The sequence below is a fragment of the Streptomyces sp. NPDC020299 genome (assembly GCF_044387825.1).
Lineage (GTDB): Bacteria > Actinomycetota > Actinomycetes > Streptomycetales > Streptomycetaceae > Streptomyces.
Genome location: NZ_JBIRWL010000014.1, coordinates 85,639 through 109,473, shown reverse-complemented (window position 1 = coordinate 109,473; position 23,835 = coordinate 85,639). Strand labels below are relative to the sequence as shown.

Below are 23,835 nucleotides of genomic sequence, written 5' to 3'. Positions count from 1 at the left end.
CACATCGGTCAGCGCACTGCCCGAAGGCGGCGACTGTCGGCCGGGAGCGCGGTCAGGTGCGGACATCCGGCGATCCGGTGAGGTCAGTTGCGTACATCGCGTTACCACCCCGTCACAGTCGGGTTTAGCGTCCTCCACCAGGTGACCGGCTCCCCACCGCCGCCCGGGCCAGGGGCGGCAGTCGGACACCACCGCCGAAAAGTCCGGCGGCGGCCCGTTACCCCTGTGCGGGCCGCCGCCGGACGCGTGAACCGCTCCCCACGGCGGTCGTACGAGAGGACGTGACGGGTCCAGGTGGCAGCGCATCGCAAGCCCAGACAGCGCCCGCTCAGCGGCAACACCGCCCGGACGGCGGTCACCATCGCCCTGGCGGGCGCGGCGACCGCGACGGGCTTCGACGGGACCGGGCACGCCGCGCCGCAGCTGACACCGGCCGAGGTCAGGGCCAAGGTCGACAAGCTGTACCAGGAGGCGGAGGTCGCCACCGAGAAGTACAACAGCGCGCAGGAGAAGGCCACCACGGCCCAACGACGCCTGAACACGCTGCGGGACCAGGCCGCCCGCAAACAGGAGAAGCTGAACTCCGCCCGCGACGCGCTCGGTTCCGTCGCCACGGCGCAGTACCGCACCGGCGGCATCGATCCGGCGCTGCAGCTGATGCTCTCCGACGACCCCGACCAGTACCTCGACGGGGCCGCCTTCGCCGAACGGGCCGGCGACCGGCAGGCACACGCCGTGGCGCGGGTCCGAAAACGGATGCGGGAGATCGAGCAGCTGCGGGGCGCCGCCCAGGTCGAGCTGAGGTCACTCAGGTCCCGGCAGACGGAGCTGAGGCGCCAGAAGAAGTCCGTCACCGGCAAACTGGCCGAGGCGCGCCGTCTACTGTCCCAACTGCCCGCGCAGGCCAGCACGTCGGCCGCCCCTCCGCCCGCGGACGAGGCCACCCCGACGACGGCCCCGAACTCACGCGCCGCGGCGGCCGTCGCCTATGCCTACCAGAAACTCGGCAGCCCCTACGTCTGGGGCGCCACCGGCCCCAACGCCTTCGACTGCTCGGGCCTGTCCCAGGCCGCCTACCGCTCCGCGGGCATCTCCCTCCCCCGCACGACCTACGCCCAGATCAACGCGGGCCGCCGCGTCTCCCGCTCCGAACTCGCCCCGGGGGACCTGGTCTTCTTCTACTCCGGCATCAGCCACGTCGGTATCTACGTCGGCAATGGCCAGATGATCCACGCCCCGAACCCGTCAGCGCCGGTGCGATTGGCCCCGATCGACGAGATGCCGTTCGCGGGGGCTACGCGGGTGGCGTGAGCGACCCGAGGAAGGCAGCCCAGGCGGGCCCGGCGACGGTGAACCGGGGGCTGTCGGGGCCGAGCTTGGAGTCTCGGATGTGGATGGTGTGGGGGCAGGGGGCGGCTTCGAGGCAGTTGCCACCCTGACTGTCGCTGTAGCTGGACTTGTACCAAGCCAGGCGCTCGCTCATTTTTCCTCCGCCACCTTTCTAATGAACGTGGCCGACTCTTCCACGCTGAGGCAGTGCATGCGGATCATTGCATGGGCCTGAGTCAGAGCACTCAACTTGCTGGGGCTGGCATGCAGAACACTCACCTCGGGCGCCTCGATGTATCCATAGTGCTCGTGCTCAGGCGTCTCCAACAGAACGATGCTGCCATTAAGGGCAACGCCGCTACAGCGCCCGAAGGGCAGGACCTGGATCGACACGTTACGGAGCCCACCTACTTCCAACAGGTGCCGGAACTGCTCACCCATCGCCTCCGTCCCGCCAACGCACGTGCGGAGGGCCGCCTCGTAGATCACGAACCCGTACATCACTCCGACCTTGCGCCGCAGTGCGTCAGCCCTGCGAAGCCTGGCGGCCACACGCTCGTTGACCGTTTCGTCATCAAGCGGAGGCGAACTACCCCCGATCAGGGCACGCGCATACTCCTCCGTCTGCAACAAGCCAGGAATGAGCAGCGGCTCGTAACAGGAGAAGCTGATGGCCTCGGCCTCGATGGCCATGAACTCCTGCGACCGCGCCGGGAACGGCTCCGGCTTCAGATATTCCTGCGCAGCAACAAGCTTCCCGCCCGCCCCGCACACCTGGTCAGCGACCTGCAAGAACCGCAGAGTCGGCCGACGCCGGCCGTTCTCCATCGACTTGACGTACTCATAGTCGTAACCGGCCTCCTTGGCCAGCGCCTCCCGGCCGATACCGGCCTCCGTACGCCACATCTTGATCTGGCTGCCGCAGTACCGCCAGGCGATCGGCGGCTGGGAGTTCACCTCTGTCGACACGCATACCTCCGCCGGGTCCACGCCGGGTACGTCGCTCGCCGTACCCATGCCGCTACTCGTGAGGCTAAGCACGACCCGGGACCGTGATCTGGCAGAACGTCAGAACTTCCACGCAAGGGATGAACACCGCATGCAGACCCCGTGGCCCCCACTCCCCACGACGGCCGCCCCGAAGGACATCGAGTGGCGACTGCCGCGTCACGCCCGAAGCGTGGGCAGGGCACGCGCGCTGTTCCGCGAACAGGCGGCGTCCTGGGAACTGCCACCAGACCTGACGGACACGGCGGAACTCCTCCTGAGCGAGCTGATGACGAACGCGTACCGCCACGCGAGGGTCCCGGCCGGCCGAGAGATCTGGGCCCGCTGCGCGGTCACGGAGGACCGCCTCCGCGTGACGGTGACGGACGCCAACGACACGCTCCCGACGCCGGGCGCCCCGTCCCCGGACGACGAGTCGGGCCGGGGACTCACCCTGGTGGCGGCGCTGGCGGACGACTGGGGCGCAGCGGGCAGGGAGCGCGGCATCGGCAAGGAGGTGTGGTTCGAACTCGCCTTCGCCGCCTGCCGGACGGTCACACCAGCCGGCGCGCCGTCGCCCAGCGGGTCAGTTCGTGGCGGTTGGACAGCTGGAGCTTGCGCAGGACCGCCGACACGTGAGACTCGACCGTCTTGACGGAGATGAAGAGCTGCTTGGCGATCTCCTTGTAGGCGTAGCCGCGGGCGATGAGGCGGAGGACCTCGCGCTCGCGCTGGGTGAGGCGGTCGAGGTCCTCGTCGACCGGCGGGGCGTCCGTGGAGGCGAAGGCGTCGAGGACGAAGCCGGCCAGCCGGGGGGAGAAGACCGCGTCGCCCTCCTGGACCCGGAAGATGGAGTCGACCAGGTCGGTGCCGGTGATCGTCTTGGTGACGTAGCCCCGGGCGCCGCCGCGGATCACGCCGATCACGTCCTCGGCCGCGTCCGAGACGGACAGGGCGAGGAAGCGGACGGGCTGCTCGGCGTCGGCCATCAACGCGGCGCAGCGGCGCAGCACTTCGACCCCGCCGCCGCCGGGGAGGTGGACGTCGAGGAGGACCACCTCGGGCCGGGTCGCGGTGATCACCGTGACCGCCTGGTCGACATCGGCGGCCTCGCCGACGACCTCGACGCCGGTTTCCTCGGTCCGGCCGATCTCGGCCTGGACACCCGTACGGAACATACGGTGGTCGTCGACGAGGACCACGCGCACCCGGCGCTCCCCCGCCGCCCCCGCCGTGCCGTTCGCCTCGGTCGCGTCGCTCATGACGTCTTCTCCGCCCTCTCCATCTCCAGTTCGACCTCCGTGCCGCCGTCCGGCACCGCCCGCAGCCGGGCCGTGCCGCCGTTGCGCTCCATGCGGCCGATGATCGATTCTCTGACACCCATGCGGTCGGCGGGTATCGAGTCGAGGTCGAAGCCCGGGCCGCGGTCGCGGACGGACACGAAGACCGTCCTGCCCTCGACTTCGGCGTAGACCTGCACGGCGCCGCCCTCGCCACCGTACTTGGCGGCGTTCACCATCGCTTCGCGCGCGGCCTGCATCTGCGGGCCGATCCGTTCGTCGAGCGGGCAGTCGCCGACCACGACGACCTCTATGGGGACGCCGTGCTTGTCCTCCACCTCGGCGGCGTTGCGCTTGACCGCCTCGGCGAGGGTGGCCGGTTCGTCGGCCTCGTCCTTGCCGTTGCCCTCGGGTTTGTAGAGCCAGGCGCGCAGGTCGCGCTCCTGGGCGCGGGCCAGGCGGCGCACCTCGCCCGCGTTCTCCGCGTTGCGCTGGATCAGGGTGAGGGTGTGCAGCACGGAGTCGTGGACGTGCGCGGCGACCTCGGCGCGCTCCTGGGCGCGGATACGCATCAGGCGCTCCTCGGAGAGGTCCTGGGTCATGCGGACGAGGTAGGGGCCGGCGAGCAGCGTTATGCCGACGAGGACCGCGAGGGCGGCCTGGAGGACGGAGCCGAGGTGGGCGGCGGAGCCCTGGAGCACGAACATGCCGGAGACACCGGCGGTGACGAGCAGGACACCGGCGCCCGCGCGCAGGAGTGTGAGGGTGCGGCGGCGTCTGCCGACCTCCACCCAGCGGGCCCGGCGGGCGTTGTCCGCCTGGCGCCAGACGAGGGCGACGCCCGCGCCGACCAGGACGGCGGGGATGAGATACGCCTGGGCCGCGCTGCCGAGGTTGACGCTGCCCACGAAGACCACGGCCACGACGACCATGAGGAGCAGGGCGACGATCTGTCCGCGGTCCGGTCTGCGGGCGACGAGTCTGCGCCGGCCGTCCGGCGCGGTCTCCGTACCGACCAGGGACGGCGGCCGCTGGTCGCCGACGCCGCCTACACCGAGCGGGACGAAGAACCAGAACGCCGCGTACAGCAGTGCGCCGAGGCCGTCGGCCAGGAACAGGCCCGCGAAGACGAGCCGCACCCAGATCACGGGCAGCCCGAGGTGCCCGGCGAGGCCCCGCGCCACGCCACCGAGCCAGCGGCCGTCGCTGCTGCGGTAGAGCTTGCGCAGGGGCCGCGGATCGTCGTGGGTCACTGCTGCGGCTTCCGGCATGCCAACGATGTTCACACGGCCGGAGCAGCGGGGCATCAGGGTCCAGCCCCTAGACAGCCCTGATCTTCGGAAATCCGTCCGCCGAACACCTCACGGGTGCCGTCTCAGGGCCGATATCAGGGTTCGCCCAGGGTCATACCGACTGCCGTCGCGGCGGCGCGGCCGTCACCATGGACGCATGACGCAACACCACCACGCCGCGACGGGTCCGGGACCCGGCCCCGGCCCGAGCCCCAGCCAGGGCGCCGGGCCGGCGGATGCCGTGCCCGCCGCGGCCGAGGCCCCCGGCCGGTTCCGGCGGGACCGGCGGCACAAGCTGATCTCGGGCGTGTGCGCGGGGCTCGGTCGGCACACCGGCATGGATCCCGTGATCTTCCGGATCACGCTGGCGGTGCTGGCCGCGTCCGGCGGTATCGGGCTGATCTTCTACGGCTTCGCCTGGCTCTTCGTGCCGTACGAGGACGACGAGGAGAACGAGGTCCGCAAGCTGCTGACCGGCCGGGTGGACGGACAGGCGCTGGCGGCCGTGCTGTTCGCCCTGGTCGGGTGCGGAGTCTTCCTGACCATGCTGAAGAACGGCGGGGTGCTCACCTTCGCCGTGGTCCTCTCCCTGCTCCTGGCAGGCGCCGGGTACTGGTCGCGGCGGCGGGACGCCCCCGATCCCGATCCGCTGGCCGCGCAGGCCGTCGCCGACGCCCCTCCGGAGGCCCAGGCCCCACCGGTCGCCGCCGCCTACCCGTCGTGGTGGCGCGATCCCATCGTCAAGGACGGCACGCACGTCGGCGGCACCGGCTATCTGTGGGGCCCCGGTGAGGCGCGCGACCGCGATGTCGCGGCGGCGGTCAACATCGCCCGCGGCGACTCCTGGCTCCCCTACAACGGCGCACGCGCCCGGCACACCCCGCCCCCCAGACCCCGCGGCCCCCGCTGGATCGGCGGCTGGGTCTTCCTGCTCGCCCTGCTGGCCGGGGGTCTGGGCACCGGCGCGACGTGGGAGGAGCATCCGCTCGCCATCAGCCTCCAGACCGGCCTGGCCTGCGCGCTGGTCGTCATCGGACTCGGTATAGCGGTCAGCTCCTTCCTGGGGCGGACAGGGGCAGGGTCGGTGTTCCTGGCGATCGTCACGGCGGCACTGCTGGTCGGCGCGGCGGCGTTGCCGAAGAACATCACCACCCACTGGATACGCACGTCGTGGACGCCCGCCACCGCGAGCGACGTGCGGTCCACGTACGACCTCGGCACGGGCGTCGGCACCCTCGACCTGAGCCGGGTGCGGCCCGGCAAGGGGCAGACGCTGGAGACGGAGGCCGAGGTCGGTGCGGGGCAGCTGAAGCTGATCGCGCCGCCGGACGCGACGGTGCGGATACACATCGATGTGGGTGTGGGCGACATCCGGTTGCCGGGGGACGACAGGAAGGACGTGGACGTGAAGCCGGGCAGGCACAAGGACGTGACGCTGTCGCCGAGGACGGGCGGCAAGAACACCGGCACGCTCGACATCGACGTCCAGGTCGGTGTGGGACAGGTGGAGGTCACCCGTGCTGCGTCATGAGTTCCAGCCGGGGAAGCTGGTCGCTGGTTTCTTCCTCACTGTCGCGGGCGCGATGTACGCCGGTGACGCGGGCGACGCCTGGGACACCCCCTGGTTCGCGGGCATACCCCTCGTCGTGGGCGGCCTGTGCCTGGCGGGCGCGGTGGGCACGCTCACCCGGGCGATCCGCAGACGACGCGGCCGGGACCGCACCCCGGACACGGCACAGCTCCCCGGGAGCGAAGTCCCCTAGCGGCGAACGCCCCTAGGGGGTGTTTCGAAAGTCCCGCACAGCACCCACGGCGCCCGGCACGCACTCTCGCCGCACCGGCCAAAAACCCAAGTACGTCCAGTACGAGGGCTTTCGTCCGGCACGCCGAGAGCACGCACCGGACACCGCGGGCACCGCACAGGACTTTCGAAACACCCCCTAGCCGAAACTGTCCGTCCGCGGTCGTCGCCTCGCGCGCAGGGCCGCGTCCAGGGAGAGGTACGGTGCGCCGGCGAGGACGAGGGGCAGCCAGGCCATCAGGTAGGCGAGATCGTTGCCGTAGTAGTAGGGGTCGGAGGCCCAGCTCACCGTCAGCCACAGGCTGAGCGAGATCAGCGCGCCGCCGAGTGCGGCGAGGCGGGTGAGCAGGCCGAGCAGGGCGCCGATGCCGACGGCCAGCTCGCCGAGGGCGATGGCGTAGCCGAAGCCGACGGGGTTCTTCAGGGCCAGGTCGACCAGGGCCGGGATGGCCGAGGTGTCCCGGACCGAGCGCATGGTGTCGCCGATCGAGCCGGCGCCGCCGGACTTCATGAAGGCGCTGTCGGTGAGCTTGTCGAGCCCGGCGTAGATGAAGGTGACGCCGAGGAAGACGCGCAGTGGAAGGAGCGCGTAGTGGGCGGCGGCGTCCCGCCAGTCCCGGCCGCCGCCTCCACGATAGGAACTTTGCGTGTCCATGCGCATGCCATGAGTCATCGCTCTAGCCGCCTCTCGCCCGCCGTGCCGAGACCCTCAACAAGACGATACGTACGACAAGTCAGCCCTGCTCAATCCTGTGCCGTACGTTTTTCCGAATTTCTACGGAGTGTCGGATGAGCCGGACGAGTCAGATGTGTGCGCGTATCTGCCGTACGGGGTGGCCCAGGGCATCGGCGAGGTCCGCGAGTTCCTCGTCCGTGAACCAGATGCGTTCGGGGTTCCAGACGGCGATCTCGAAACGGGCGAAGCCGCACGGCCAGTCGTAGTCCAGCGTGTTCAGGGGGGTCGCGGTGGAACAGCAGGGAACGGTGAAGGTGAGGGTGGGGAAGCCGTCCGGGTGGGCCTCGATCAGGTTCGCGTACCACTCGCGGTCCAGCTCGGCGCCGCAGTGCGGGCAGCCGATGCGCTCCAGGTTCTCGCCGCAGTCGACGACCGTGAGGGTGTCGTACCAGTCGACGTCGATCTGGATGTCGTCGAGGTCGGTGTCCGAGTCGTCGGGGAGGTCCGAGACGAGCCGCGTCACCAGCGCGGCCGCCTGCTCCCCCGCCGCCCGTCCGGGCTGCCAGTACGGGTCGGTGGGGATCACGGACAGGATGTCGTCGCTCATCCGCTCCGGACCCGGGTCACTCGGTCACCTCGACCACGCACCGGTTGGTCGCCACCCCGGCCGCCGTCACCACCTGGACCTCCACCGAGCCGGGCTCGACCTCGGCCGGTACGGGGACGGTCAGTACGGTGTCCGTGGGGTTGTTGAAGCCGCCGGTGACCGGGATCAGGGGGACGTGGACGTTGACCGCGCCGATGCGGACGACCATGCGGGAGAGGCGGTCGGCGGTCTGGGCGCCGGGCGGGACGAAACCGGTGCCACGGATCTCGATGTCGTCGCCGGTGCGGATCGGCCCGTCCAGATCGCCCGCCTCGCGGGCGCGGACCACGGAGTGGATCACCGGACGGCCGCCCTCCGCGTACTTGCCGGCCACGTAGGTCGCCGCCGACACCAGTACGACCACCGCCAGCCCCCAGGGCAGGTCGGGCAGTTGGTCGGGGCGGCGGGCGAGCCGGACGGCGGCGAACAGCAGGGCGACAGCGCTGATCACGACGTACTGGATGTCGGCGAAGGTGCCCCGCCCGGCGTCGTCGGTGAGCAGGTCGGCCGCCCTCGGCCGGTGGGCGCGCACCTTCTGCAGCCGCTGTCCCGTGACCCGCGTCCCGACCACCCGCCGGACCAGCATCGCGATCCCGCAGACCACGGCGAGCACGGTCACCACGCCCGCCCCGCGCGCGAGATCGAGGCCGGAGATCAGCGCGTCGCGTTCGGCGTGCCCGGAGGCGGCGGCCAGCCGGCCGGCCAGGACCAGTACGGCGTAGGCGACGAACAGCACCCAGGCCGCGGCCACGGTACGGGAGGTGGACATCCGGTTGTCCTCGCCGATGACGGGGGCCAGCGCCCCGCCGCGCGCCCGGTGGAACCAGGAGGCGGCGGTCAGCGCGCCGGCCGTCACCAGCGCGGCGAGCAGTCCGGCGGTGCGGGCACTCGTCCAGCCCGTGCCGGTCGCGGTCAGCGACTGGGTCAGCAGCAGCGCGAGGACGGCCGCCCACACCGTGCACGCGGTACGCACCCACAGCCGGGCCAGCCAGGCCTCGCCCTCCACCCGGCCGCGCTCGGCGACCACCTCGGCGGACTGCGTCAACTCCTCGGAGACCCACTGCCGGGACGCCGACGCGGAATGGGCCACCGCCACCGGCAGGCCCTGCCCGGCCGCGAACTCGTCCCGTTTCGACAGGAATTCCGCGACCGCTCGCCGATGCCCCTCACGCGCCCCGACCGGACAGTCCCCACAGGCGCAGCCGCCCGCGTGGACGCCCGTGTCCCCGCCCTGTCTCGCCTCCTGCACCGCCACGCCCGATGCCCGCCTTCCCCACGACCCAGGCACGGCCGGCACCGAATCTTCCGCGGGCTCGGCCGTCGCCGTGGAACTCCCCTGCGACCCCTGCGACGGACGCATTGTGCCCTACACCGAGCCCTCCCTGTCCGGCCGGTGTGGTCACACACGGGTGAAACCGGTCCCGCGCTGTTGACCCGGCTGCGAGAACGCGCTTCAGCTGAGCAGGTCGGGTTCGCTGCGGCTGATGTCCTGCCACAGCGGCTGGTAGTTGATCCAGCCGACCAGGTCGCCGCCGAGCTGCTCACGGGTGGCCACCGCGAGCTTGTGGTCGATGAGCAGCGGACGGCCCGCCGCCTTCGCCGTCAGCTGCACCTGGCAGGACCGCTCCATGGACAGGAACCACCAGGCCGCCGCGTCCACCGAGTCGCCGACGGTCAGCAGCCCGTGGTTGCGCAGTACCAGCGCCTTGTGGCTGCCGAGCGCGGTCGCGATCCGGCGGCCCTCGTCGGCGTCCACGGCGACGCCCGTGTAGGAGTTGTACAGGGCGTGGTCCTCGTAGAAGGCGCAGCTCTCCTGGGTGATCGGGTCGAGCAGGTCGCCGAGCGCGGACAGGGCCCGGCCGTGCACCGAGTGGCAGTGGGCGACCGCGACGACGTCCGGGCGGGCGGCGTGCACCTGGGCGTGGACGGTGAACGCGGCCTGGTTGATGTGGTAGCGGCCCTCGATCACCTGTCCGTCCTGGTTGGCCAGGACCAGGTCGCCGACGGTGACGTGCTTGAAGGGCATCCCGAAGGGGTTCACCCAGAAGCAGTCGGTGAACTCCGGGTCGCGAGCGGTGATGTGCCCCGACACCCCGTCCTCGAAGCCGGACCGCCCGAAGATCCGCAGGGCGCCCGCGAGCCGTTCCTTCCGGTGCCGGCGTTCGTCGTCGACCGAGTCGAACTTCGGCGGCATCGCGAACCGCAGCTGGTCGGTGGGCAGCGGCGGGGGCGGGGTGGGCCCGTGCATGGGGCCCGCAGTACTCGGATTGCTCACGGGCCGGAAGTTACCCTCGGTCAGCGCAAAAGGGCAGAGCTGTTCTGTAAAGATGACGCGCAGGCTCGAAACCCGACAGAAGACGTCTGGTATGGGCGGTTCACTGGCTCGTATGACCTGGGAATCCTTCAGCGCCGCCGAACCCGAGTTCGCCCGGACCGTCGAGGAGCGTTTCGGCGCCTTCACCCACCATGTGCTCGCCACCCTGCGCGCGGACGGCTCACCGCGCACGTCCGGGCTCGAGGTCCGGTTCCTCGGCGGTGAGCTGTGGCTCGGCATGATGCCGGGCTCGCTCAAGGCGCTCGATCTGCGCCGCGATCCCCGTTTCGCGCTCCAGGCCAACCCGGGCGAGGGCACGGGGATGGGCGGCGGGGACGTACGGATCGGCGGGCGCGCGGTCGAGGTCGACGACCCGGCGGTGAAGGGGGCGTACATGGAAGAGGTGGAACCGCCGGAGCCGTTCCACCTCTTCCGCACCGAGCTGACGGAGGTCGTGCGGACCTACGTCGAGGACGACACGTATCTGGTCGTCCAGGTCTGGAAGCCCGGTGAACCCTTGCGCGTCATCAGGCGCAAGTGATCACTCCCGCCGGTCGCTGCCGCCGATCGCTCCCGCCGGTCACTCCCACTCGATGGTGCCCGGGGGCTTGGAGGTCACGTCGAGGACGACACGGTTGACGTCGCTGACCTCGTTGGTGATCCGGGTGGAGATACGGGCGAGCACGTCGTACGGCAGTCGCGACCAGTCGGCCGTCATGGCGTCCTCGGAGGAGACCGGGCGCAGCACGATCGGGTGACCGTAGGTGCGGCCGTCGCCCTGGACTCCGACGCTGCGGACGTCCGCGAGCAGGACCACCGGGCACTGCCAGATGTCCCGGTCGAGGCCGGCCGCCGTCAGCTCCTCGCGGGCGATGGCGTCGGCCTCGCGCAGCAGGTCCAGGCGTTCCTTGTTGACCTCGCCGACGATCCGGATGCCGAGGCCCGGGCCGGGGAACGGCTGGCGCTGGACGATCTCCTCCGGCAGGCCGAGCTCCTGGCCGACCATCCGGACCTCGTCCTTGAACAGCTTGCGGAGCGGCTCGATGAGCTTGAACTCCAGGTCCTCGGGGAGGCCGCCGACGTTGTGGTGGGACTTGATGTTGGCGGTGCCGGTACCGCCGCCGGACTCGACCACGTCGGGGTAGAGGGTGCCCTGGACGAGGAACTCGACCGCCGGGCCCTCGTCCGCGATGATCTCGGCCTGGGCCTGCTCGAAGACGCGGATGAACTCGCGGCCGATGATCTTCCGCTTCTCCTCGGGGTCGGAGACGCCCTTGAGGGCGGTGAGGAAGCGGTCCTCGGCGTCGACGACCTTCAGCTGGACGCCGGTGGCCGCGACGAAGTCCTTCTCGACCTGCTCGGTCTCGCCCTTGCGCATCAGGCCGTGGTCGACGTAGACGCAGGTCAGCTGGGAGCCGATGGCCTTCTGGACGAGGGCGGCGGCCACGGCGGAGTCGACGCCGCCGGACAGGCCGCAGATGGCCCGCCGGTCGCCGACCTGCTCGCGGATCGCGGCGACCTGCTCCTCGATGACGTTGCCGGTGGTCCAGTCCGGCTTGAGGCCCGCGCCCCGGTAGAGGAAGTGCTCCAGCACCTGCTGGCCGTGCGTGGAGTGCATGACCTCGGGGTGGTACTGGACGCCGTACAGCTTCTTCTCGTCGTTCTCGAAGGCGGCGACGGGGACGACGTCCGTGGAGGCCGTGACGGTGAAGCCCTCGGGGGCGGCGGAACAGGCGTCGCCGTGCGACATCCAGACCGCCTGCTCGGCCGGGGTGCCCTCGAAGAGGGTGGAGGAGGACTTCGACACGTGCAGGTCCGTACGGCCGTACTCGCGGGCGCCGGTGTTGTCGACCGTGCCGCCGAGGGTCCGCGCCATCAGCTGGAAGCCGTAGCACATGCCGAAGAGGGGGACGCCGGCCTCGAAGAGTTCGCGGTCGAGGCGGGGGGCACCCTCCTCGTACACGGACGAGGGGCCGCCGGAGAGGATGATCGCCGCGGGGTTCTTGGCGAGCATCTCCTGGACCGGCATGGTGCTCGGCACGATCTCGCTGTAGACCCGCGCCTCGCGGACCCGACGGGCGATGAGCTGGGCGTACTGCGCACCGAAGTCGACGACCAGGACGGTGTCGGGAGCGGCGGCGGGGTTCGCTGATGACACGGGTTGCCTTCCGGCGGTGAGCGAGGTGTGTGTGGGGCCGAGTCTACCGGGCTCGGCGGGACCGCTCCGAGGGCAAGCGCCGTCTCAGGATGCGAACCGGCTTGGACGCGCCCGGAGGGCACGGCATACTGGCCCCATGCTCGCGCAGACGACCTTCCTCTTTACCTATGGCACCCGGCCCGCCGGCTGCCATGGTCGTGCTGCTTGAGCTAACCGCCAAGCGACTTCCCAGGCGCCCCGGGCCGACAAGGCCCGGGGCGCCTGTCGTTTCCCGGGCCTTGCCGCTCCGGGGCACCTCATCCGGACACCACCCGCACATCTTCGTGAGGAGCCCCGACATGACGACCACCACCGCCACCACAGGCGCGAACCAGACCATCGCCGACGCCCGCGAGCGCATCGATACGCTCGACGACCGGATCATCGGCCTCATCCAGGAGCGGATGGCCGTGTCCGCCGTCGTGCAGGAGACCCGTATCGCCTCCGGCGGGCGGCGCGTGCACCTGTCCCGGGAGATGGAGATCCTCGGCCGTTACAGGGACGCCCTGGGCAAGCCCGGCACCTCCCTCGCCATGACCCTTCTCGAACTGTGCCGGGGTCGCATCTGAGTTCGGCCCGCCTCTCACCCGTACGGCGCGTGGCGCCCGGCCGGCCGGTTCGTTGGTCCGGGTGTCCGTGCTAGTCGGCAATCCGTGCCAGCCGGCAGGAGACAGCAGACCGGTCACCCAGGAGAACGGCCGGCTCCGGGGACGCCCGGGGCCGGCCGCCGCACCACCCGAGGCATACGGCGCAACCCCCGGCGCCGCTCCCGGAGCACCGACGCTGCCCTGACGCCGGTGCTGACGAAAGAAGGGCCCCGCGGATCCGTCCCGCGGGGCCCTTCGTCATGCCGCCCCCACAGATGGTTCACGTATGTGACTCAGGCCATATAAAAATTCTGTGAGCAGCGGCGCAACCCTTCACAGGCTTCATGGATCAAACACCTCAGCAGAACCAAGGGTCACCCGCGCCCCACACGCGGAGCCACCCTCCGCCACCCGTGCTGCCACCACAGCACAACGGAACCCCGAGGTCTTCATGAAGCTTCGCCGTGCCATGGCCGCAGCGGCCGCGACGGCTGCCATAGCCCCGCTCGCGCTGCTGTCCGCGCCTGCCGCGTTCGCGGAGGAGTCGACGCCGGACCCCACCGGGAGCGTGACCGCGACCGGCTCGCCGACGAGCGAGACGCCGACCGGGACCCCGGCCGCCCCCACCTCGCCCGGGTCCGAGACCGGCACGCCCACCAGCCCCACCCTGCCCACCGGCACGACCAGCGCGACGGGTACCCCGACCGGCACCCCGACCGGGACCGGCACGCCCACCGGCACGCCGACCTCGCCCGCGCCCACCTCGGCCGAGCCGAGCGAGGACCCGTCGGACCCCGACGTGCCGTACTGCGAGGACCTCGACGAGGACTTCGGCGACGCCAAGGTGTCCGCCGACATCAAGGGCCTGCCGGGCAAGATCGTCGCGGGCGACGGCTTCCACGGCTTCAAGCTGGTCGTCACCAACGAGTCGAAGACCACCGTCGACGGCGTCGCCTTCTACGCCGAGGTGGAGAACTACGAGCTCGACGAGTCCAAGTACCTGAGCCCGTACGTCGACCTGGAGTTCAAGAACCCCGAGGACGGCACCTGGGACCGCATCGGCACCGACGACTGGGCCGGTGACTACTTCTTCTACGTGGAGAGCCTGAAGTCGGGCGCCAGCAAGTCGCTCGACCTGCGCGTCAGCATCGACGCCAAGGCCCCGGCCGGTGACGCCTACTCCTTCGGCTCCGGCGCCTATCTCGACAACGTCGAGGGTCAGGACTGCATCGCCGAGGGCTGGGCGCAGTACGACTTCGAGGTGCTGAAGGCCGGTGCCGCCAACCCCGAGCCGGGTGACGCCGCGCCGAGCGACAAGGGCAGCAAGGACCCGGTGAAGAAGCCGCAGGGCAACGTCTCCGACCTGCCGACCGGCAACCTCGCCGAGACCGGCTCCAGCTCCGCCCTGCCCGTCATCGGCCTGGTCGGCGGTATCGCCGTCGTCGCCGGTGCGGGTGCCGTGTACACGGTGCGGCGGCGCAAGGCCCAGGCCGGCGCGTAAGCGAGTACCTGGGTAATACGCCCCAAGACAAAAGAAGGACCTGCGCTCGGAGGGGGGCGCAGGTCCTTCTTTTCTCGTCTGCCTACTCCTGCCTACTGCTGCCTACTTCTTCGGCGGCACCGCCGGTATCCCCAGGAACGGCAGCCGCAGGGCGCCGAACGCGTCGGCCGGGACCACCGGGTTCGCCGGCTCCACCGGCTTCAGCCGCTCGTACGGGCGGCCCTGGGCCGGACGCGGGTCCGCCTCGCCCTTGTTGGGCCAGTACGACATCGCCCGCTCGGCCTGCGCGGTGATGGTCAGCGAGGGGTTCACGCCCAGGTTCGCTGAGACCGCCGCGCCGTCGACGACCGAGATGCCGGGGTGGCCGTACAGCCGGTGGTACGGGTCGATCACGCCCGTCTCGCGGGAGTCGCCGATCGGGCAGCCGCCGAGGAAGTGGGCGGTGAGCGGAGTGCCCATCAGCTCGCCGACGTTGCTGCCCGCGAAGCCGTTGATCTCGGCGGCGAGCGCGGAGGCGGCCTCGGAAGCGGCCCTGATCTGCTTGGGGTTGGGCGCGCCGTGGCCCTGGCGGGCGGTCAGCAGTCCCTTGCCGACGCCGTCCGGCTTCAGGTACGTCGTCAGGGAGTTGTCCAGCGACTGCATCACCAGGCCGATGATGGTCCGCTCCGACCAGCGGCGGTTGGAGAGCGAGCGGGCGACCAGCAGCGGGTGCCGGGCCGCGTTCGACAGCCAGGCCAGGACGCGGGAGGAGCCCTCCGCGTAGGGCACCTGGAGGATGGACAGGCCGCCCATCGCGTTGGAGCCCTTGCCGTAGCGGACCGGCTCGATGTGCGTGCTCTCGTCCGGGTGGACGGAGGACGTGATCGCCACGCCCCGCGTGAAGTCGGCCTTGGGCGTGCCGTGCGCCTTGCGGTAGCGCCGGTTGTCCGTCTGGGCGCCCACCAGGGCCTCGGAGTTGGTGCGGGTCAGCTCGCCCAGCCGGCCGGAGAGGTATGGCAGCTGGCCGTGGGCCTTCATGCGGTGCAGCAGCGTCTGCGTGCCGTAGGTGCCGGCGGCGAGGACGACCCGGCGGGCCGTGAAGGTGCGGCCCTTGCCCTTCTTCTTCCGGTCCGTCGGCAGGGTGGCGACCGCGTACCCGCCGCGTGAGTCGTCGGTGACGGACATGACGGTCGTCAGAGGGTGCACGACCGCGCCCGCCTTCTCGGCGAGGTGGAGGTAGTTCTCGTTGAGGGTGTTCTTCGCGCCGTGCCGGCAGCCCGTCATGCACTCGCCGCACTCGGTGCAGGCCTTGCGGTCGGGACCCGCTCCGCCGAAGTAGGGGTCGGCGACCGGTTCCCCCGGCTTGGCCTTCGCCGTCCCGTCGGCGTCCTCGCCGTCCCCGAAGAACACCCCGACCGGCGCCAGGTGGAAGGTGTCGCCGACGCCCATCCGCTGCGCCGCCGCCTTCAGGTGCACGTCGGAGGGGGTCATCGTCGGGTTGAGCCGTACGCCGAGCATGCGCCGCGCCTGGTCGTAGTACGGCTTCAGCTCCTCCTGCCAGTCGGTGATGTCCCGCCACTGGGGGTCGTCGAAGAAGGCCTTCGGCGGTACGTAGAGGGTGTTGGCGTAGTTGAGGGAGCCGCCGCCGACGCCCGCGCCCGCCAGGACCATGACGTTGCCCAGCAGGTGGATGCGCTGGATGCCGTACATGCCGAGCTTGGGGGCCCAGAGGTAGTTCTTCAGGTCCCAGGAGTTCTTGGGCAGGGACTCCCGGGTGAAGCGGCGTCCTGCCTCCAGGACGCCGACGCGGTAGCCCTTCTCGGTGAGGCGCAGGGCGGTCACGGACCCGCCGAATCCCGACCCGACCACGATGACGTCGTAGTCGTACGCGGCGTCGTCCTGCGTGCGGACAGAGCTCTCCTGTGACACGTGCTCTCCTCGTCGAGAACGGGTGCTGTCTGGCGGGCTGGTTGGCGGGGTGGCGGGTTGGCTAGCGGAAGCGGAACGCCTTCATCAGCTTCAGGCTGGTGCTCATGAACGCCGCGTACTTCTCGTCGTCCATGCCGAGCGACGGCGCCATCGGCAGCAGCCGCTGCTGGGCGATCGTCTGGGCCTCGGTGTACTTGAGGATGCCCTCGGAGCCGTGGCGGCGGCCGAGGCCGGAGTCCTTCATGCCGCCCATCGGGGACTGGACGCTGCCGTAGGCGGGGGCGTAGCCCTCGTTGACGTTGACGGTGCCGGTGCGCAGCCGGGCGGCGACCTCGCGGCCGCGGCGGCCGTCCTTCGTCCAGACCGAGGAGTTCAGGCCGTACGGCGTGGAGTTGGCGAGTTCCACCGCCTCGTCCTCGGTCCTGAAGCGGTAGATGGAGACGACGGGGCCGAAGGTCTCCTCCGTGCACACCGACATCGGCTCGGTCACGCCGTCGAGGATCGTCGGCTCGTAGAAGTACGGGCCGATGTCCGGGCGCGCGACCCCGCCGGCGACCACGGTGACGCCCTTGGCGACGGCGTCCTCCACGTGCCGGGTGACGGCCTCCAGTTGCCGGTCGCCGACCAGCGAGCCCATGTCGGCGCCGTAGGCGAGGGACTTGCCCAGCCGCATGGCCTTGGTGCGGGCGGCGAAGCGCTCCAGGAAGGCGTCGGCGACCGACTCGTGGACGTACAGGCGCTCGATGGAGATGCACAGCTGCCCGGCGGAGGAGAAGCAGGCACGGACGGCGCCCGCGGCGGCCTTGTCCAGGTCTGCGTCCTCCAGGACCAGCATGGCGTTCTTGCCGCCGAGTTCGAGGGAGACGCCGACCAGGCGGGCGGCGGCGCCCTGGGCGACCTCGCGGCCGGTGCGGGTGGAGCCCGTGAAGGAGACGTAGTCGGCGTGCTTGACGACCTCCGGGCCGACGACGGGTCCCTCGCCGAGCACGACCTGGAAGACGTCGGCGGGCAGTCCGGCCTCGATGAGCAGGTCGCGGGCCCACAGCGCGGTCAGGCAGGTCTCGGTGTCGGGCTTCATCACCACCGCGTTGCCCGCGACGAACGCGGGGAGCGCGTCGCCGACCGACAGCTCCAGCGGGTAGTTCCAGGGGGCGATCTGGCCGACGACACCGCGCGGGTGGCGCAGTTCGGTGACCTTCGTGAGGGTCGGTACGGCGCCGGCGTGCCGCTTCGGCCTCAGGTACGCGGGTGCCTTGCGGCCGTAGTGCCGGGCCGCGACGGCGACGGCCTGGACCTCCTCGTGGGCGTGCAGCCGGGCCTTGCCGGTCTCCAGCTGGATGAGGTCGAGGACCTCGGCCTGGCGTTCCAGCACCAGGTCGTGGAAGCGGAGCAGCACGGCGGCGCGCTGCCGTACCGGGGTCCGGGCCCAGACGGCCTGGGCGGCGCGGGCCCGGTCGAAGGCGTCGGCCACGTCCTCGGGGGTGGACTCGGGCAGGTCGGCCAGCTTGTCCCCGGTGAAGGGGGTGTGGCTCTCGGTCTTGCCGGAGCCGACGACGCCCTTGGTGAGCTGCGCTATCAGCTCCGGGGTGACCACGTCGGCCGCGGTACGGGCGCCCTCCGGGGCGGGGGCGAGGGGGTTGGTGCCGGTCTTTTCCGGGGCCTGCGAGTCCGTCATGAGCCGCAGGGTATGCCGGAACCACACCTTTGGGTACCCGTGGGTAACGGGGATTCACCGACTGCTCACACGATGCCAGTGACCACTGGCAGCGAATGCGCTGATCAGGGCGTTGTGGGGGCGGCGATCAGCGCGACCGGGGACCTTCCGGCGCTTTCGGCGAGCGTGCCGAGCACCGCCGCCACCTCGTCCGCTCCCGGGCGGTCGGCGGGGTCCTCGGCCAGGAGCCGGGCCAGCAGTGGGCGGAGGCCGTCGAGGGGCCCGTCGGAGTCCCCGTCGGGGTACCTGTCGGGGTGCCCGTCGGAGTGCCCGTCCGGCCGGTCCTCGATGGCGGCGTGGAGTAGCGCACCCAGCGACCACAGGTCGGAAGCGGGGCCGGCGCCGGGCTCGATTCCCCGCTCGGGTGCGACGAAGCCGGTGTCGGCCGGGGAACCGGCGCCGTGGACGTGTCCTGTGCCGAAGTCGGTGAGGACGACGCGGCCGGTGCCGGATTCGAGGAGGACGTTGGCGGGCTTGACGTCGCGGTGGACGATGCCGATCGCGTGCGCCGCGCGCAGGGCACCGAGTACGGCGAGACCGATGCGGGCGGCCTCGGGCTCGGGCAGGGGCCCCCGCCCGCGGAGCGTGTGCAGGGACTCGCCGAGGACGAACTCCATGACGATCCAGGGGAGTCCGTCCTCCAGGACGATGTCGTGGATGCGCACGGCGGCCGGATGGTCGACCCGGGCGGCGGCGCGGGCCTCGCGGTACAGCCGGTGCGCGGCCCGCGTGTGCGCCTCGTCCTCCGGGTCACCGGGCGGCAGGGGCCGCTTCACGGCGACGTACCGCCGGGTGGACTCGTCCAGCGCCCGCCATACGGTGCCGGTGCCCGCGCTCGCGCCGCCCGTACCGATGACGCCGATGCGCTCGATCAGCCGGTAACGCCCGCCGAGCAGACGTACGTCGGGCACACGTTCGCCGTCTTCGCTCATGTCCCATGAGTACCGTGCGCACCATGCCCTTGTCGACGCGGACGGGGTCAGACCGCCCAACGGCCAAGGGAGAAACGGCCACCCGCCCGCCGCACCTCCACGGCGCCGCCCCCGCCGAAGTGCGCCGGTATCACCAACTCCACTTCCTCAACGGCCCGTTCGAGAACCCGCTGCCTGCTCCGGGCAGCCTGCCGCGGGTCGAGGCAGAAGCAACTGCTGCACTCCGGACGGAGAATCTGCACGGGATTGTGGAGCAAGTCCCCGACGAATACCGCTCGTTCGCCGCGCGAGGCGACCCTGAGCACGGACGAGCCGGGTGTGTGCCCCGGGGCGGCCTCCAGGCTGAGGTGCTCGTCGATGCGGTACTCCCCCTCCCAGCGGACGGCCAGCCCCGCGTGGTGCACGGGCGCGACGCTGTCCTCGTACACGAGCCGATCGTCCACGCGCGCGCCTCCGCCGTACCCGCCGTCCGGCCCGAAGTGGAGGTCGTCTGCGGTGGGAAGAAGGTACTGGGCGTGGGGAAAGGTGGGCACCCATTCACCGTCGACGTCATGGGTGTTCCAGCCGACGTGGTCGGCGTGGATGTGGGTGTTGACGACGACATCGACGTCACCCGTCCGTACCCCGGCCCGCTCCAGCCGCCCCGGCAGGTCACCTTCCCGCTGATGGAAGAGCGGATTCCCGGGCCGCTCCCGCCCCCGGCCCACCCCCGTGTCCACGAGCACGGTCCGCCCGCCGCTGCGCACCACCCAGGTCTGCATCGCGACCACCGCCCGGTCGCTGCCGGGCTCCCAGTGGTCGGGGGCGAGCTGCTCCTCGTACTCCTTCCACAGCTCGGGCCCGACGCCCGGGACGAGGTGGGGCGCGGGCACGAAGGGGCCCTGCCATTCGACGATCCGGAGGACCTCGACATCACCGATCACGAAACTCTGCACGCTGTCTTCAGCCATGCCTGGAAGGCTAGGAGCGCGGTGTGAGCGTTCCAATGCCCGCAAGGCTCAAGCAGATACGCTTACGTCTCATGGATGTGGTGAGCGACGCGATCTCCGCCGTCCGCACCGGGCGGCCGTCCTCCAACCGGCTGCTGGTGGGCGGGCGGTGGTGTGTGCGCCTCTCGGCATACGAGGGGGCGGGCTTCCATGTGGTCCTCGGCGGCGGCTGCGTGCTGCTGCCCGACGGGGGCGGCGAACCGGTGACGCTGGGCACGGGTGACGTGGTGCTGCTGCCGCACGGGGCGGGGCATGTGCTGGCGGACGGGCCGGTGTCGGCGGGGGATGTGCGGCGGGCGGTGCCGTTCGAGAAGGTGACGGAGGCGGACGTACGACCAGCCGCGGGCGGGCCCCAAGTGGAACTGCTGTGCGGCAAGTACCGCCTGGACCGGGCCCGGGTGCACCCGCTGATGGCGGAACTGCCCGAGGTGGTCCACCTGCGGAACCGGATCGGCGCCCACCCCGAACTCCGCGCCGCGGTGGATCTCCTGGCCCGCGAACTGACCGGCGACCGCCCGGGCGCGACCCTCGCCCTGCCGAGCCTGCTGGACCTCCTGCTGGTCTACATGGTCCGGGCCTGGCTGACGGAGGCGAGCACCGGCGCCTGGTCGGCCGCCCTGTCCGACCCGCCCACCGCAGCGGCCCTGCGCGCCCTGCACGCCGCCCCCTCGGCCCCCTGGACCAACGCCCGCCTGGCCACCGAGGCAGGAGTCTCCCGCGCGACCCTGTCCCGCCGCTTCACCTCCCTGGTGGGCCGCCCACCCATGGCCTACCTCACCTGGTGGCGCCTCACCCTCGCAGCGACCCGCCTCCGCGACACGGACGCCCCCCTGGCCACCGTGGCCCGCGACGCCGGCTACGCCAGCCCGTACGCCCTCTCCCACGCGTTCAGCCGGGAGTTCGGGGTCACTCCGGGGAGGTACCGGCAGGGCGTTCGGGCTGGATGAACCCCGAGGTGTCCAACTCGAAGCCGAAGGGCGCGGGCACGTGCAGAGGCCGCCCGAAGGGAAGGTTGGTCCGGGACCGGTAGCCCCTCGGCGACGGGTCCCAGAACGCGTTGATCTCCTGGACATGCATGTCGAGCAGCAGGTACACGGGCACGATCCGCCCGTAGGTCTCCAGCTTGTCGAGCCAGTCGGCGTCTTCCGTCGAGTCCGAGGTCAGCTCGGCGACGAGGGAGAGGGCGGCGCCATCGGCGTGCCGGCCTTCGGCTTCGAAGGCGGACTCATCGGCGACGTGCAGAGCCGGTCCGAACGCACGCTCGCAGCCAGGGAAGGTGAAGAGGAAGGGCGCGGCATCGACGTCGTGCCCTCCCGGGACATGGGACTCCAACTGGAGCCTCAGCGACCTCATCGCCTTCATGCAGCGCAACTTCGGCCACGGCGACACGACGATCTTCCCCCGGATGAGTTCGGCCTTGTAGCCGGGAGGCGTGTGCAATTCCTCGACGATCCGGAGCATGCCGTCGAACGCCCCAGTCGCACCCCTCACGCCGCATCTACCCTTTCCTCCCCCACGATCCCCAGCTCGCACCACAGCAGCTTCCCGCCGCGCCCAAAGAGATCGTCACCGAGCGGGTAGCCGCCCCACGCGTCCGCGTAGTGGCACACGAGGAAGAGCCCGCGCCCGCCGTCCGCGTCGACCGGGACAGGGTGGACCGGACTGGGCCTTCTGTCGAAGGGCGGCGGAATGTGCGGGTTGGTGTCCCAGACACTCACCCGCAGCCGGCTACCGCCCAGCGCGCGCAGCCGCAGGGTCGCGGGTCCTGTGGAGTGCCGGTAGGCGTTGGTCACCAGCTCGGATGCCAACAGTTCGGCCGTCTGGCTGAGTTGCGAAGCCCCGTGCCCGGCCAGCACGGCCCGCAGGGTAACCCGGGCGATGCGCGCGGCACGCGGATCGTGGGGCAGTTGGAGGGCGTACGACCACTTTGGGGCCGCTTCGCACTCCGGCGGGGTTACGGTGACCATGAACGCCTCCTGCGGTGGGAGAACTTGCTTGACTGAGCGGACGCGCCTCACCGTAGAGCGCTTCATGGACTACATTCCATGAAAGCCAGGGAATGTAGCCCTTATTACCTCCGCGCGAGTGACCCGCACGCCATGTGTACGAACGGGAACCGGAGCCATGCCGCAGCCAAGCCCTCTCCTCACCGCCCGGCGCCGCCGACTGGGTGTTGAGCTGCGCAGACTGCGCGAGCGGGCCGACCTCTCCGCCACCCAGGCCGCCGCGCTCGTCGGCGCCACGCAGTCACGCGTCAGCAACATCGAGGCAGGGCGCTACGGGGTGAGCGCCGACCGCGTGCGCGCCATCACCCGCCACTACGACTGCACCGACGAGCCCCTGATCGAGGCCCTCGCCGCGATGACCGGCGAGCGCCGGCGCGGCTGGTGGGAGGAGTACCGGGACATCCTCCCGCCTCGCATGCTGGACCTCACCGAGGTCGAACACCACGCCACGGCACTGCGCGTGGCGCATGTCATCAACATCCCGGGACTTCTGCAGACCCCCGACCACGCCCGAGCCCTGTTCAGCCACACGGTGCCACCACTGAAGCCCCACGAGATCGAGCACCGCGTCTCGCACCGCATCAAGCGCCAGGAGATCCTCCACCGCGAGCAGCCCCCGTCCTACACGGCGATCATTCACGAAGCCGCCCTGCGCATGCGCGTCGGCGACCGCGCCACCGTCAGGGCGCAGCTCAATCACATGAATGAGATCGGCGAGTTGGACCACGTCACCATTGCCGTGATCCTCTTCGACAGCGGCCCCTTCCACACCTCGGGTCAGGGCATCGACTACTTCCAGGGCCCAGTGACGCAGCTCGACACCGTCCAGCTCGACACCGACCACGGTGCAGAACTCATCGATTCACCAGCCCAGTTGGAGCGCTACCGCCTGATCCTGGACCGCATCCAGCAAGCCGCCCTGCCCCCGGCGAAATCCCGGGACTTCATCACCCAATTGGCCCAAGACCTCTGAAGGGGAGCACTCCATGCCCGATCGACTGCACTGGCAGAAGTCCACCTACAGCCAGGAGGCCTCCGCCTGCGTCTACGTCGCCACCACCCCCGCCGGAACGATCCTCCTCCGCGAAAGCGACACCCCGCAAACCATCCTCACCACCGAACAAGCCCAACTCGGCGCCCTCATAGCAACGCTGCGCAAGGGCTGCCCCCTCGACTCAAGAGACACCCACCCCCAGTAGGCTCACTCACCCGGCAATTGGCAGATGTGTGCCAGAGCGGACCGCAAACCGCAGGCCACCACGCGTGAGTGTGGCCCATATCTGCCAATCACGTCCAGGGATCTCGATGCAGCGGGGCTCGGCAACCTGCGCTGCTCAAACTCGCCCTTCACACCGGACTTCCCAAGGGAGACCCTCCCGGGCCGCAATGGGAAGACCGTCCCCCATCGATGTCACCTCCGCCGTCTACGCTCACGTCCGCCCGCCTCCAACAAACAGCCATCACCGCCCTCAGCGCCCCCTCCGTCCAAAAGCTCTCACGACGGCATGGCTGCGGCGCCGCAACTCTGCACCGCCTCTAGCAACGTCGACGGCCCCGCAAGTTGCCTCGCAGGGCCGTCCGTGTTCGTCTGCGCTGTCGTCATACACCGCTGTCTACTGCTCGACAGAAGACGGTCGCATTGATCTCGCGTTCGCGACAACAACTTCCGTTCGAGT

At 70.8% G+C, this 23,835-nt stretch carries 25 protein-coding genes; 10 read left to right on the top strand and 15 right to left on the bottom strand.

The window, feature by feature from the left end:
* Positions 1 to 294 precede the first annotated feature (294 nt).
* A complete protein-coding gene (locus ACH45E_RS31455) occupies positions 295 to 1,311 on the top strand; it encodes an NlpC/P60 family protein (RefSeq protein ID WP_361448074.1) in 1,017 nt (338 codons plus the stop codon).
* Here the strand turns inward: ACH45E_RS31455 and ACH45E_RS31450 are convergent.
* Positions 1,295 to 1,483 (bottom strand): DUF397 domain-containing protein, encoded by a 189-nt coding sequence (locus tag ACH45E_RS31450; protein ID WP_361448071.1) that lies wholly within the window; start codon positions 1,481 to 1,483, stop codon positions 1,295 to 1,297. The genes ACH45E_RS31455 and ACH45E_RS31450 overlap by 17 nt on opposite strands.
* A complete protein-coding gene (locus ACH45E_RS31445) occupies positions 1,480 to 2,298 on the bottom strand; it encodes a helix-turn-helix transcriptional regulator (RefSeq protein WP_361448068.1) in 819 nt (272 codons plus the stop codon). The genes ACH45E_RS31450 and ACH45E_RS31445 overlap by 4 nt, the downstream gene beginning before the upstream one ends.
* Before the next feature lie 46 nt (positions 2,299 to 2,344).
* On the opposite strand from ACH45E_RS31445, the gene ACH45E_RS31440 reads away from it, so the two are divergent.
* A complete protein-coding gene (locus tag ACH45E_RS31440; protein WP_361448065.1) occupies positions 2,345 to 2,971 on the top strand; it encodes an ATP-binding protein in 627 nt (208 codons plus the stop codon).
* Here the strand turns inward: ACH45E_RS31440 and ACH45E_RS31435 are convergent.
* Both ACH45E_RS31435 and ACH45E_RS31430 read right to left on the bottom strand, forming a co-directional pair.
* Positions 2,871 to 3,578, bottom strand: a complete 708-nt coding sequence (locus tag ACH45E_RS31435; RefSeq protein WP_361448062.1) for a response regulator transcription factor — start codon at positions 3,576 to 3,578, stop codon at positions 2,871 to 2,873. The two genes, ACH45E_RS31440 and ACH45E_RS31435, sit on opposite strands and share 101 nt — an antisense overlap.
* Complete coding sequence (locus ACH45E_RS31430; protein ID WP_361448060.1) at positions 3,575 to 4,867, bottom strand: PspC domain-containing protein; 1,293 nt, start codon at positions 4,865 to 4,867, stop codon at positions 3,575 to 3,577. The genes ACH45E_RS31435 and ACH45E_RS31430 overlap by 4 nt, the downstream gene beginning before the upstream one ends.
* 178 nt (positions 4,868 to 5,045) lie before the next feature.
* Between ACH45E_RS31430 and ACH45E_RS31425 the strand changes: the two genes are divergently transcribed.
* A complete protein-coding gene (locus ACH45E_RS31425; RefSeq protein ID WP_361448059.1) occupies positions 5,046 to 6,419 on the top strand; it encodes a PspC domain-containing protein in 1,374 nt (457 codons plus the stop codon).
* Positions 6,406 to 6,651, top strand: coding sequence for a hypothetical protein (locus tag ACH45E_RS31420; RefSeq protein WP_361448056.1), 246 nt, complete (start codon positions 6,406 to 6,408; stop codon positions 6,649 to 6,651). The genes ACH45E_RS31425 and ACH45E_RS31420 overlap by 14 nt, the downstream gene beginning before the upstream one ends.
* Positions 6,652 to 6,828: 177 nt before the next feature.
* On the opposite strand, the gene ACH45E_RS31415 is transcribed toward ACH45E_RS31420, so the two are convergent.
* The 4 genes from ACH45E_RS31415 to ACH45E_RS31400 all read right to left on the bottom strand — a co-directional run bounded on the left by ACH45E_RS31415 (position 6,829) and on the right by ACH45E_RS31400 (position 10,259).
* Entirely contained in the window at positions 6,829 to 7,362 is a 534-nt protein-coding gene (locus ACH45E_RS31415; RefSeq protein WP_361448053.1) for a DoxX family protein, read from the bottom strand.
* Between the two features lie 130 nt (positions 7,363 to 7,492).
* On the bottom strand, positions 7,493 to 7,972 hold the full coding sequence (locus ACH45E_RS31410; RefSeq protein ID WP_361448050.1) for a hypothetical protein: 480 nt from the start codon (positions 7,970 to 7,972) through the stop codon (positions 7,493 to 7,495).
* Between the two features lie 16 nt (positions 7,973 to 7,988).
* On the bottom strand, positions 7,989 to 9,266 hold the full coding sequence (locus ACH45E_RS31405; RefSeq protein ID WP_361448047.1) for a hypothetical protein: 1,278 nt from the start codon (positions 9,264 to 9,266) through the stop codon (positions 7,989 to 7,991).
* A gap of 198 nt (positions 9,267 to 9,464) precedes the next feature.
* Entirely contained in the window at positions 9,465 to 10,259 is a 795-nt protein-coding gene (locus ACH45E_RS31400) for a class II aldolase/adducin family protein (RefSeq protein WP_361448395.1), read from the bottom strand.
* 139 nt (positions 10,260 to 10,398) lie between these two features.
* Between ACH45E_RS31400 and ACH45E_RS31395 the strand changes: the two genes are divergently transcribed.
* Complete coding sequence (locus ACH45E_RS31395; protein ID WP_361448044.1) at positions 10,399 to 10,866, top strand: pyridoxamine 5'-phosphate oxidase family protein; 468 nt, start codon at positions 10,399 to 10,401, stop codon at positions 10,864 to 10,866.
* Between the two features lie 39 nt (positions 10,867 to 10,905).
* Here the strand turns inward: ACH45E_RS31395 and guaA are convergent, their stop codons facing one another.
* Positions 10,906 to 12,483, bottom strand: coding sequence for a glutamine-hydrolyzing GMP synthase (guaA, locus tag ACH45E_RS31390; RefSeq protein WP_361448041.1), 1,578 nt, complete (start codon positions 12,481 to 12,483; stop codon positions 10,906 to 10,908).
* Between the two features lie 338 nt (positions 12,484 to 12,821).
* Here guaA and ACH45E_RS31385 point away from each other — a divergent pair, with 338 nt between their 5' ends.
* Complete coding sequence (locus ACH45E_RS31385; RefSeq protein ID WP_361448038.1) at positions 12,822 to 13,091, top strand: chorismate mutase; 270 nt, start codon at positions 12,822 to 12,824, stop codon at positions 13,089 to 13,091.
* A 469-nt stretch (positions 13,092 to 13,560) separates the two neighbouring features.
* Positions 13,561 to 14,610: an LAETG motif-containing sortase-dependent surface protein gene (locus ACH45E_RS31380; protein WP_361448035.1), complete on the top strand. Its 1,050-nt coding sequence runs from the start codon at positions 13,561 to 13,563 to the stop codon at positions 14,608 to 14,610.
* 102 nt (positions 14,611 to 14,712) lie between these two features.
* Here the strand turns inward: ACH45E_RS31380 and ACH45E_RS31375 are convergent, their stop codons facing one another.
* The 4 genes from ACH45E_RS31375 to ACH45E_RS31360 all read right to left on the bottom strand — a co-directional run bounded on the left by ACH45E_RS31375 (position 14,713) and on the right by ACH45E_RS31360 (position 20,114).
* Positions 14,713 to 16,518, bottom strand: a complete 1,806-nt coding sequence (locus ACH45E_RS31375) for a GMC family oxidoreductase (protein ID WP_361448032.1) — start codon at positions 16,516 to 16,518, stop codon at positions 14,713 to 14,715.
* Positions 16,519 to 16,579: 61 nt separating this feature from the next.
* Entirely contained in the window at positions 16,580 to 18,193 is a 1,614-nt protein-coding gene (locus ACH45E_RS31370; RefSeq protein ID WP_361448029.1) for a succinic semialdehyde dehydrogenase, read from the bottom strand.
* 104 nt (positions 18,194 to 18,297) lie between these two features.
* Positions 18,298 to 19,164: a serine/threonine-protein kinase gene (locus ACH45E_RS31365; protein ID WP_361448026.1), complete on the bottom strand. Its 867-nt coding sequence runs from the start codon at positions 19,162 to 19,164 to the stop codon at positions 18,298 to 18,300.
* Between the two features lie 47 nt (positions 19,165 to 19,211).
* Positions 19,212 to 20,114: an MBL fold metallo-hydrolase gene (locus ACH45E_RS31360; protein ID WP_361448023.1), complete on the bottom strand. Its 903-nt coding sequence runs from the start codon at positions 20,112 to 20,114 to the stop codon at positions 19,212 to 19,214.
* Between the two features lie 71 nt (positions 20,115 to 20,185).
* On the opposite strand from ACH45E_RS31360, the gene ACH45E_RS31355 reads away from it, so the two are divergent.
* Entirely contained in the window at positions 20,186 to 21,100 is a 915-nt protein-coding gene (locus tag ACH45E_RS31355) for an AraC family transcriptional regulator (protein ID WP_361448020.1), read from the top strand.
* On the opposite strand, the gene ACH45E_RS31350 is transcribed toward ACH45E_RS31355, so the two are convergent.
* Entirely contained in the window at positions 21,060 to 21,644 is a 585-nt protein-coding gene (locus ACH45E_RS31350; RefSeq protein WP_361448017.1) for a Uma2 family endonuclease, read from the bottom strand. The genes ACH45E_RS31355 and ACH45E_RS31350 overlap by 41 nt on opposite strands.
* The gene (locus ACH45E_RS31345; protein WP_361448014.1) at positions 21,641 to 22,120 is read right to left on the bottom strand and encodes an ATP-binding protein; all 480 of its coding nucleotides are present in this window, start codon (positions 22,118 to 22,120) and stop codon (positions 21,641 to 21,643) included. The genes ACH45E_RS31350 and ACH45E_RS31345 overlap by 4 nt, the downstream gene beginning before the upstream one ends.
* Before the next feature lie 157 nt (positions 22,121 to 22,277).
* On the opposite strand from ACH45E_RS31345, the gene ACH45E_RS31340 reads away from it, so the two are divergent.
* Complete coding sequence (locus ACH45E_RS31340; protein WP_361448011.1) at positions 22,278 to 23,132, top strand: helix-turn-helix transcriptional regulator; 855 nt, start codon at positions 22,278 to 22,280, stop codon at positions 23,130 to 23,132.
* Between the two features lie 13 nt (positions 23,133 to 23,145).
* Positions 23,146 to 23,358, top strand: coding sequence for a DUF397 domain-containing protein (locus tag ACH45E_RS31335; RefSeq protein ID WP_361448008.1), 213 nt, complete (start codon positions 23,146 to 23,148; stop codon positions 23,356 to 23,358).
* Positions 23,359 to 23,835: the final 477 nt, after the last annotated feature.

What these genes read in the sequence shown, in the direction of transcription:
- ACH45E_RS31450 (WP_361448071.1), bottom strand. Translation starts at nt 1,483, where the DNA reads ATGAGCGAGCGCCTGGCTTGGTACAAGTCCAGCTACAGCGACAGTCAG.
- ACH45E_RS31440 (WP_361448065.1), top strand. Translation starts at nt 2,345, where the DNA reads ATGCCGCTACTCGTGAGGCTAAGCACGACCCGGGACCGTGATCTGGCA.
- ACH45E_RS31435 (WP_361448062.1), bottom strand. Translation starts at nt 3,578, where the DNA reads ATGAGCGACGCGACCGAGGCGAACGGCACGGCGGGGGCGGCGGGGGAG.
- ACH45E_RS31430 (WP_361448060.1), bottom strand. Translation starts at nt 4,867, where the DNA reads ATGCCGGAAGCCGCAGCAGTGACCCACGACGATCCGCGGCCCCTGCGC.
- ACH45E_RS31425 (WP_361448059.1), top strand. Translation starts at nt 5,046, where the DNA reads ATGACGCAACACCACCACGCCGCGACGGGTCCGGGACCCGGCCCCGGC.
- ACH45E_RS31415 (WP_361448053.1), bottom strand. Translation starts at nt 7,362, where the DNA reads ATGACTCATGGCATGCGCATGGACACGCAAAGTTCCTATCGTGGAGGC.
- ACH45E_RS31410 (WP_361448050.1), bottom strand. Translation starts at nt 7,972, where the DNA reads ATGAGCGACGACATCCTGTCCGTGATCCCCACCGACCCGTACTGGCAG.
- ACH45E_RS31400 (WP_361448395.1), bottom strand. Translation starts at nt 10,259, where the DNA reads ATGCACGGGCCCACCCCGCCCCCGCCGCTGCCCACCGACCAGCTGCGG.
- ACH45E_RS31395 (WP_361448044.1), top strand. Translation starts at nt 10,399, where the DNA reads ATGACCTGGGAATCCTTCAGCGCCGCCGAACCCGAGTTCGCCCGGACC.
- ACH45E_RS31385 (WP_361448038.1), top strand. Translation starts at nt 12,822, where the DNA reads ATGACGACCACCACCGCCACCACAGGCGCGAACCAGACCATCGCCGAC.
- ACH45E_RS31380 (WP_361448035.1), top strand. Translation starts at nt 13,561, where the DNA reads ATGAAGCTTCGCCGTGCCATGGCCGCAGCGGCCGCGACGGCTGCCATA.
- ACH45E_RS31370 (WP_361448029.1), bottom strand. Translation starts at nt 18,193, where the DNA reads ATGACGGACTCGCAGGCCCCGGAAAAGACCGGCACCAACCCCCTCGCC.
- ACH45E_RS31365 (WP_361448026.1), bottom strand. Translation starts at nt 19,164, where the DNA reads ATGAGCGAAGACGGCGAACGTGTGCCCGACGTACGTCTGCTCGGCGGG.
- ACH45E_RS31360 (WP_361448023.1), bottom strand. Translation starts at nt 20,114, where the DNA reads ATGGCTGAAGACAGCGTGCAGAGTTTCGTGATCGGTGATGTCGAGGTC.
- ACH45E_RS31355 (WP_361448020.1), top strand. Translation starts at nt 20,186, where the DNA reads ATGGATGTGGTGAGCGACGCGATCTCCGCCGTCCGCACCGGGCGGCCG.
- ACH45E_RS31345 (WP_361448014.1), bottom strand. Translation starts at nt 22,120, where the DNA reads ATGGTCACCGTAACCCCGCCGGAGTGCGAAGCGGCCCCAAAGTGGTCG.
- ACH45E_RS31340 (WP_361448011.1), top strand. Translation starts at nt 22,278, where the DNA reads ATGCCGCAGCCAAGCCCTCTCCTCACCGCCCGGCGCCGCCGACTGGGT.
- ACH45E_RS31335 (WP_361448008.1), top strand. Translation starts at nt 23,146, where the DNA reads ATGCCCGATCGACTGCACTGGCAGAAGTCCACCTACAGCCAGGAGGCC.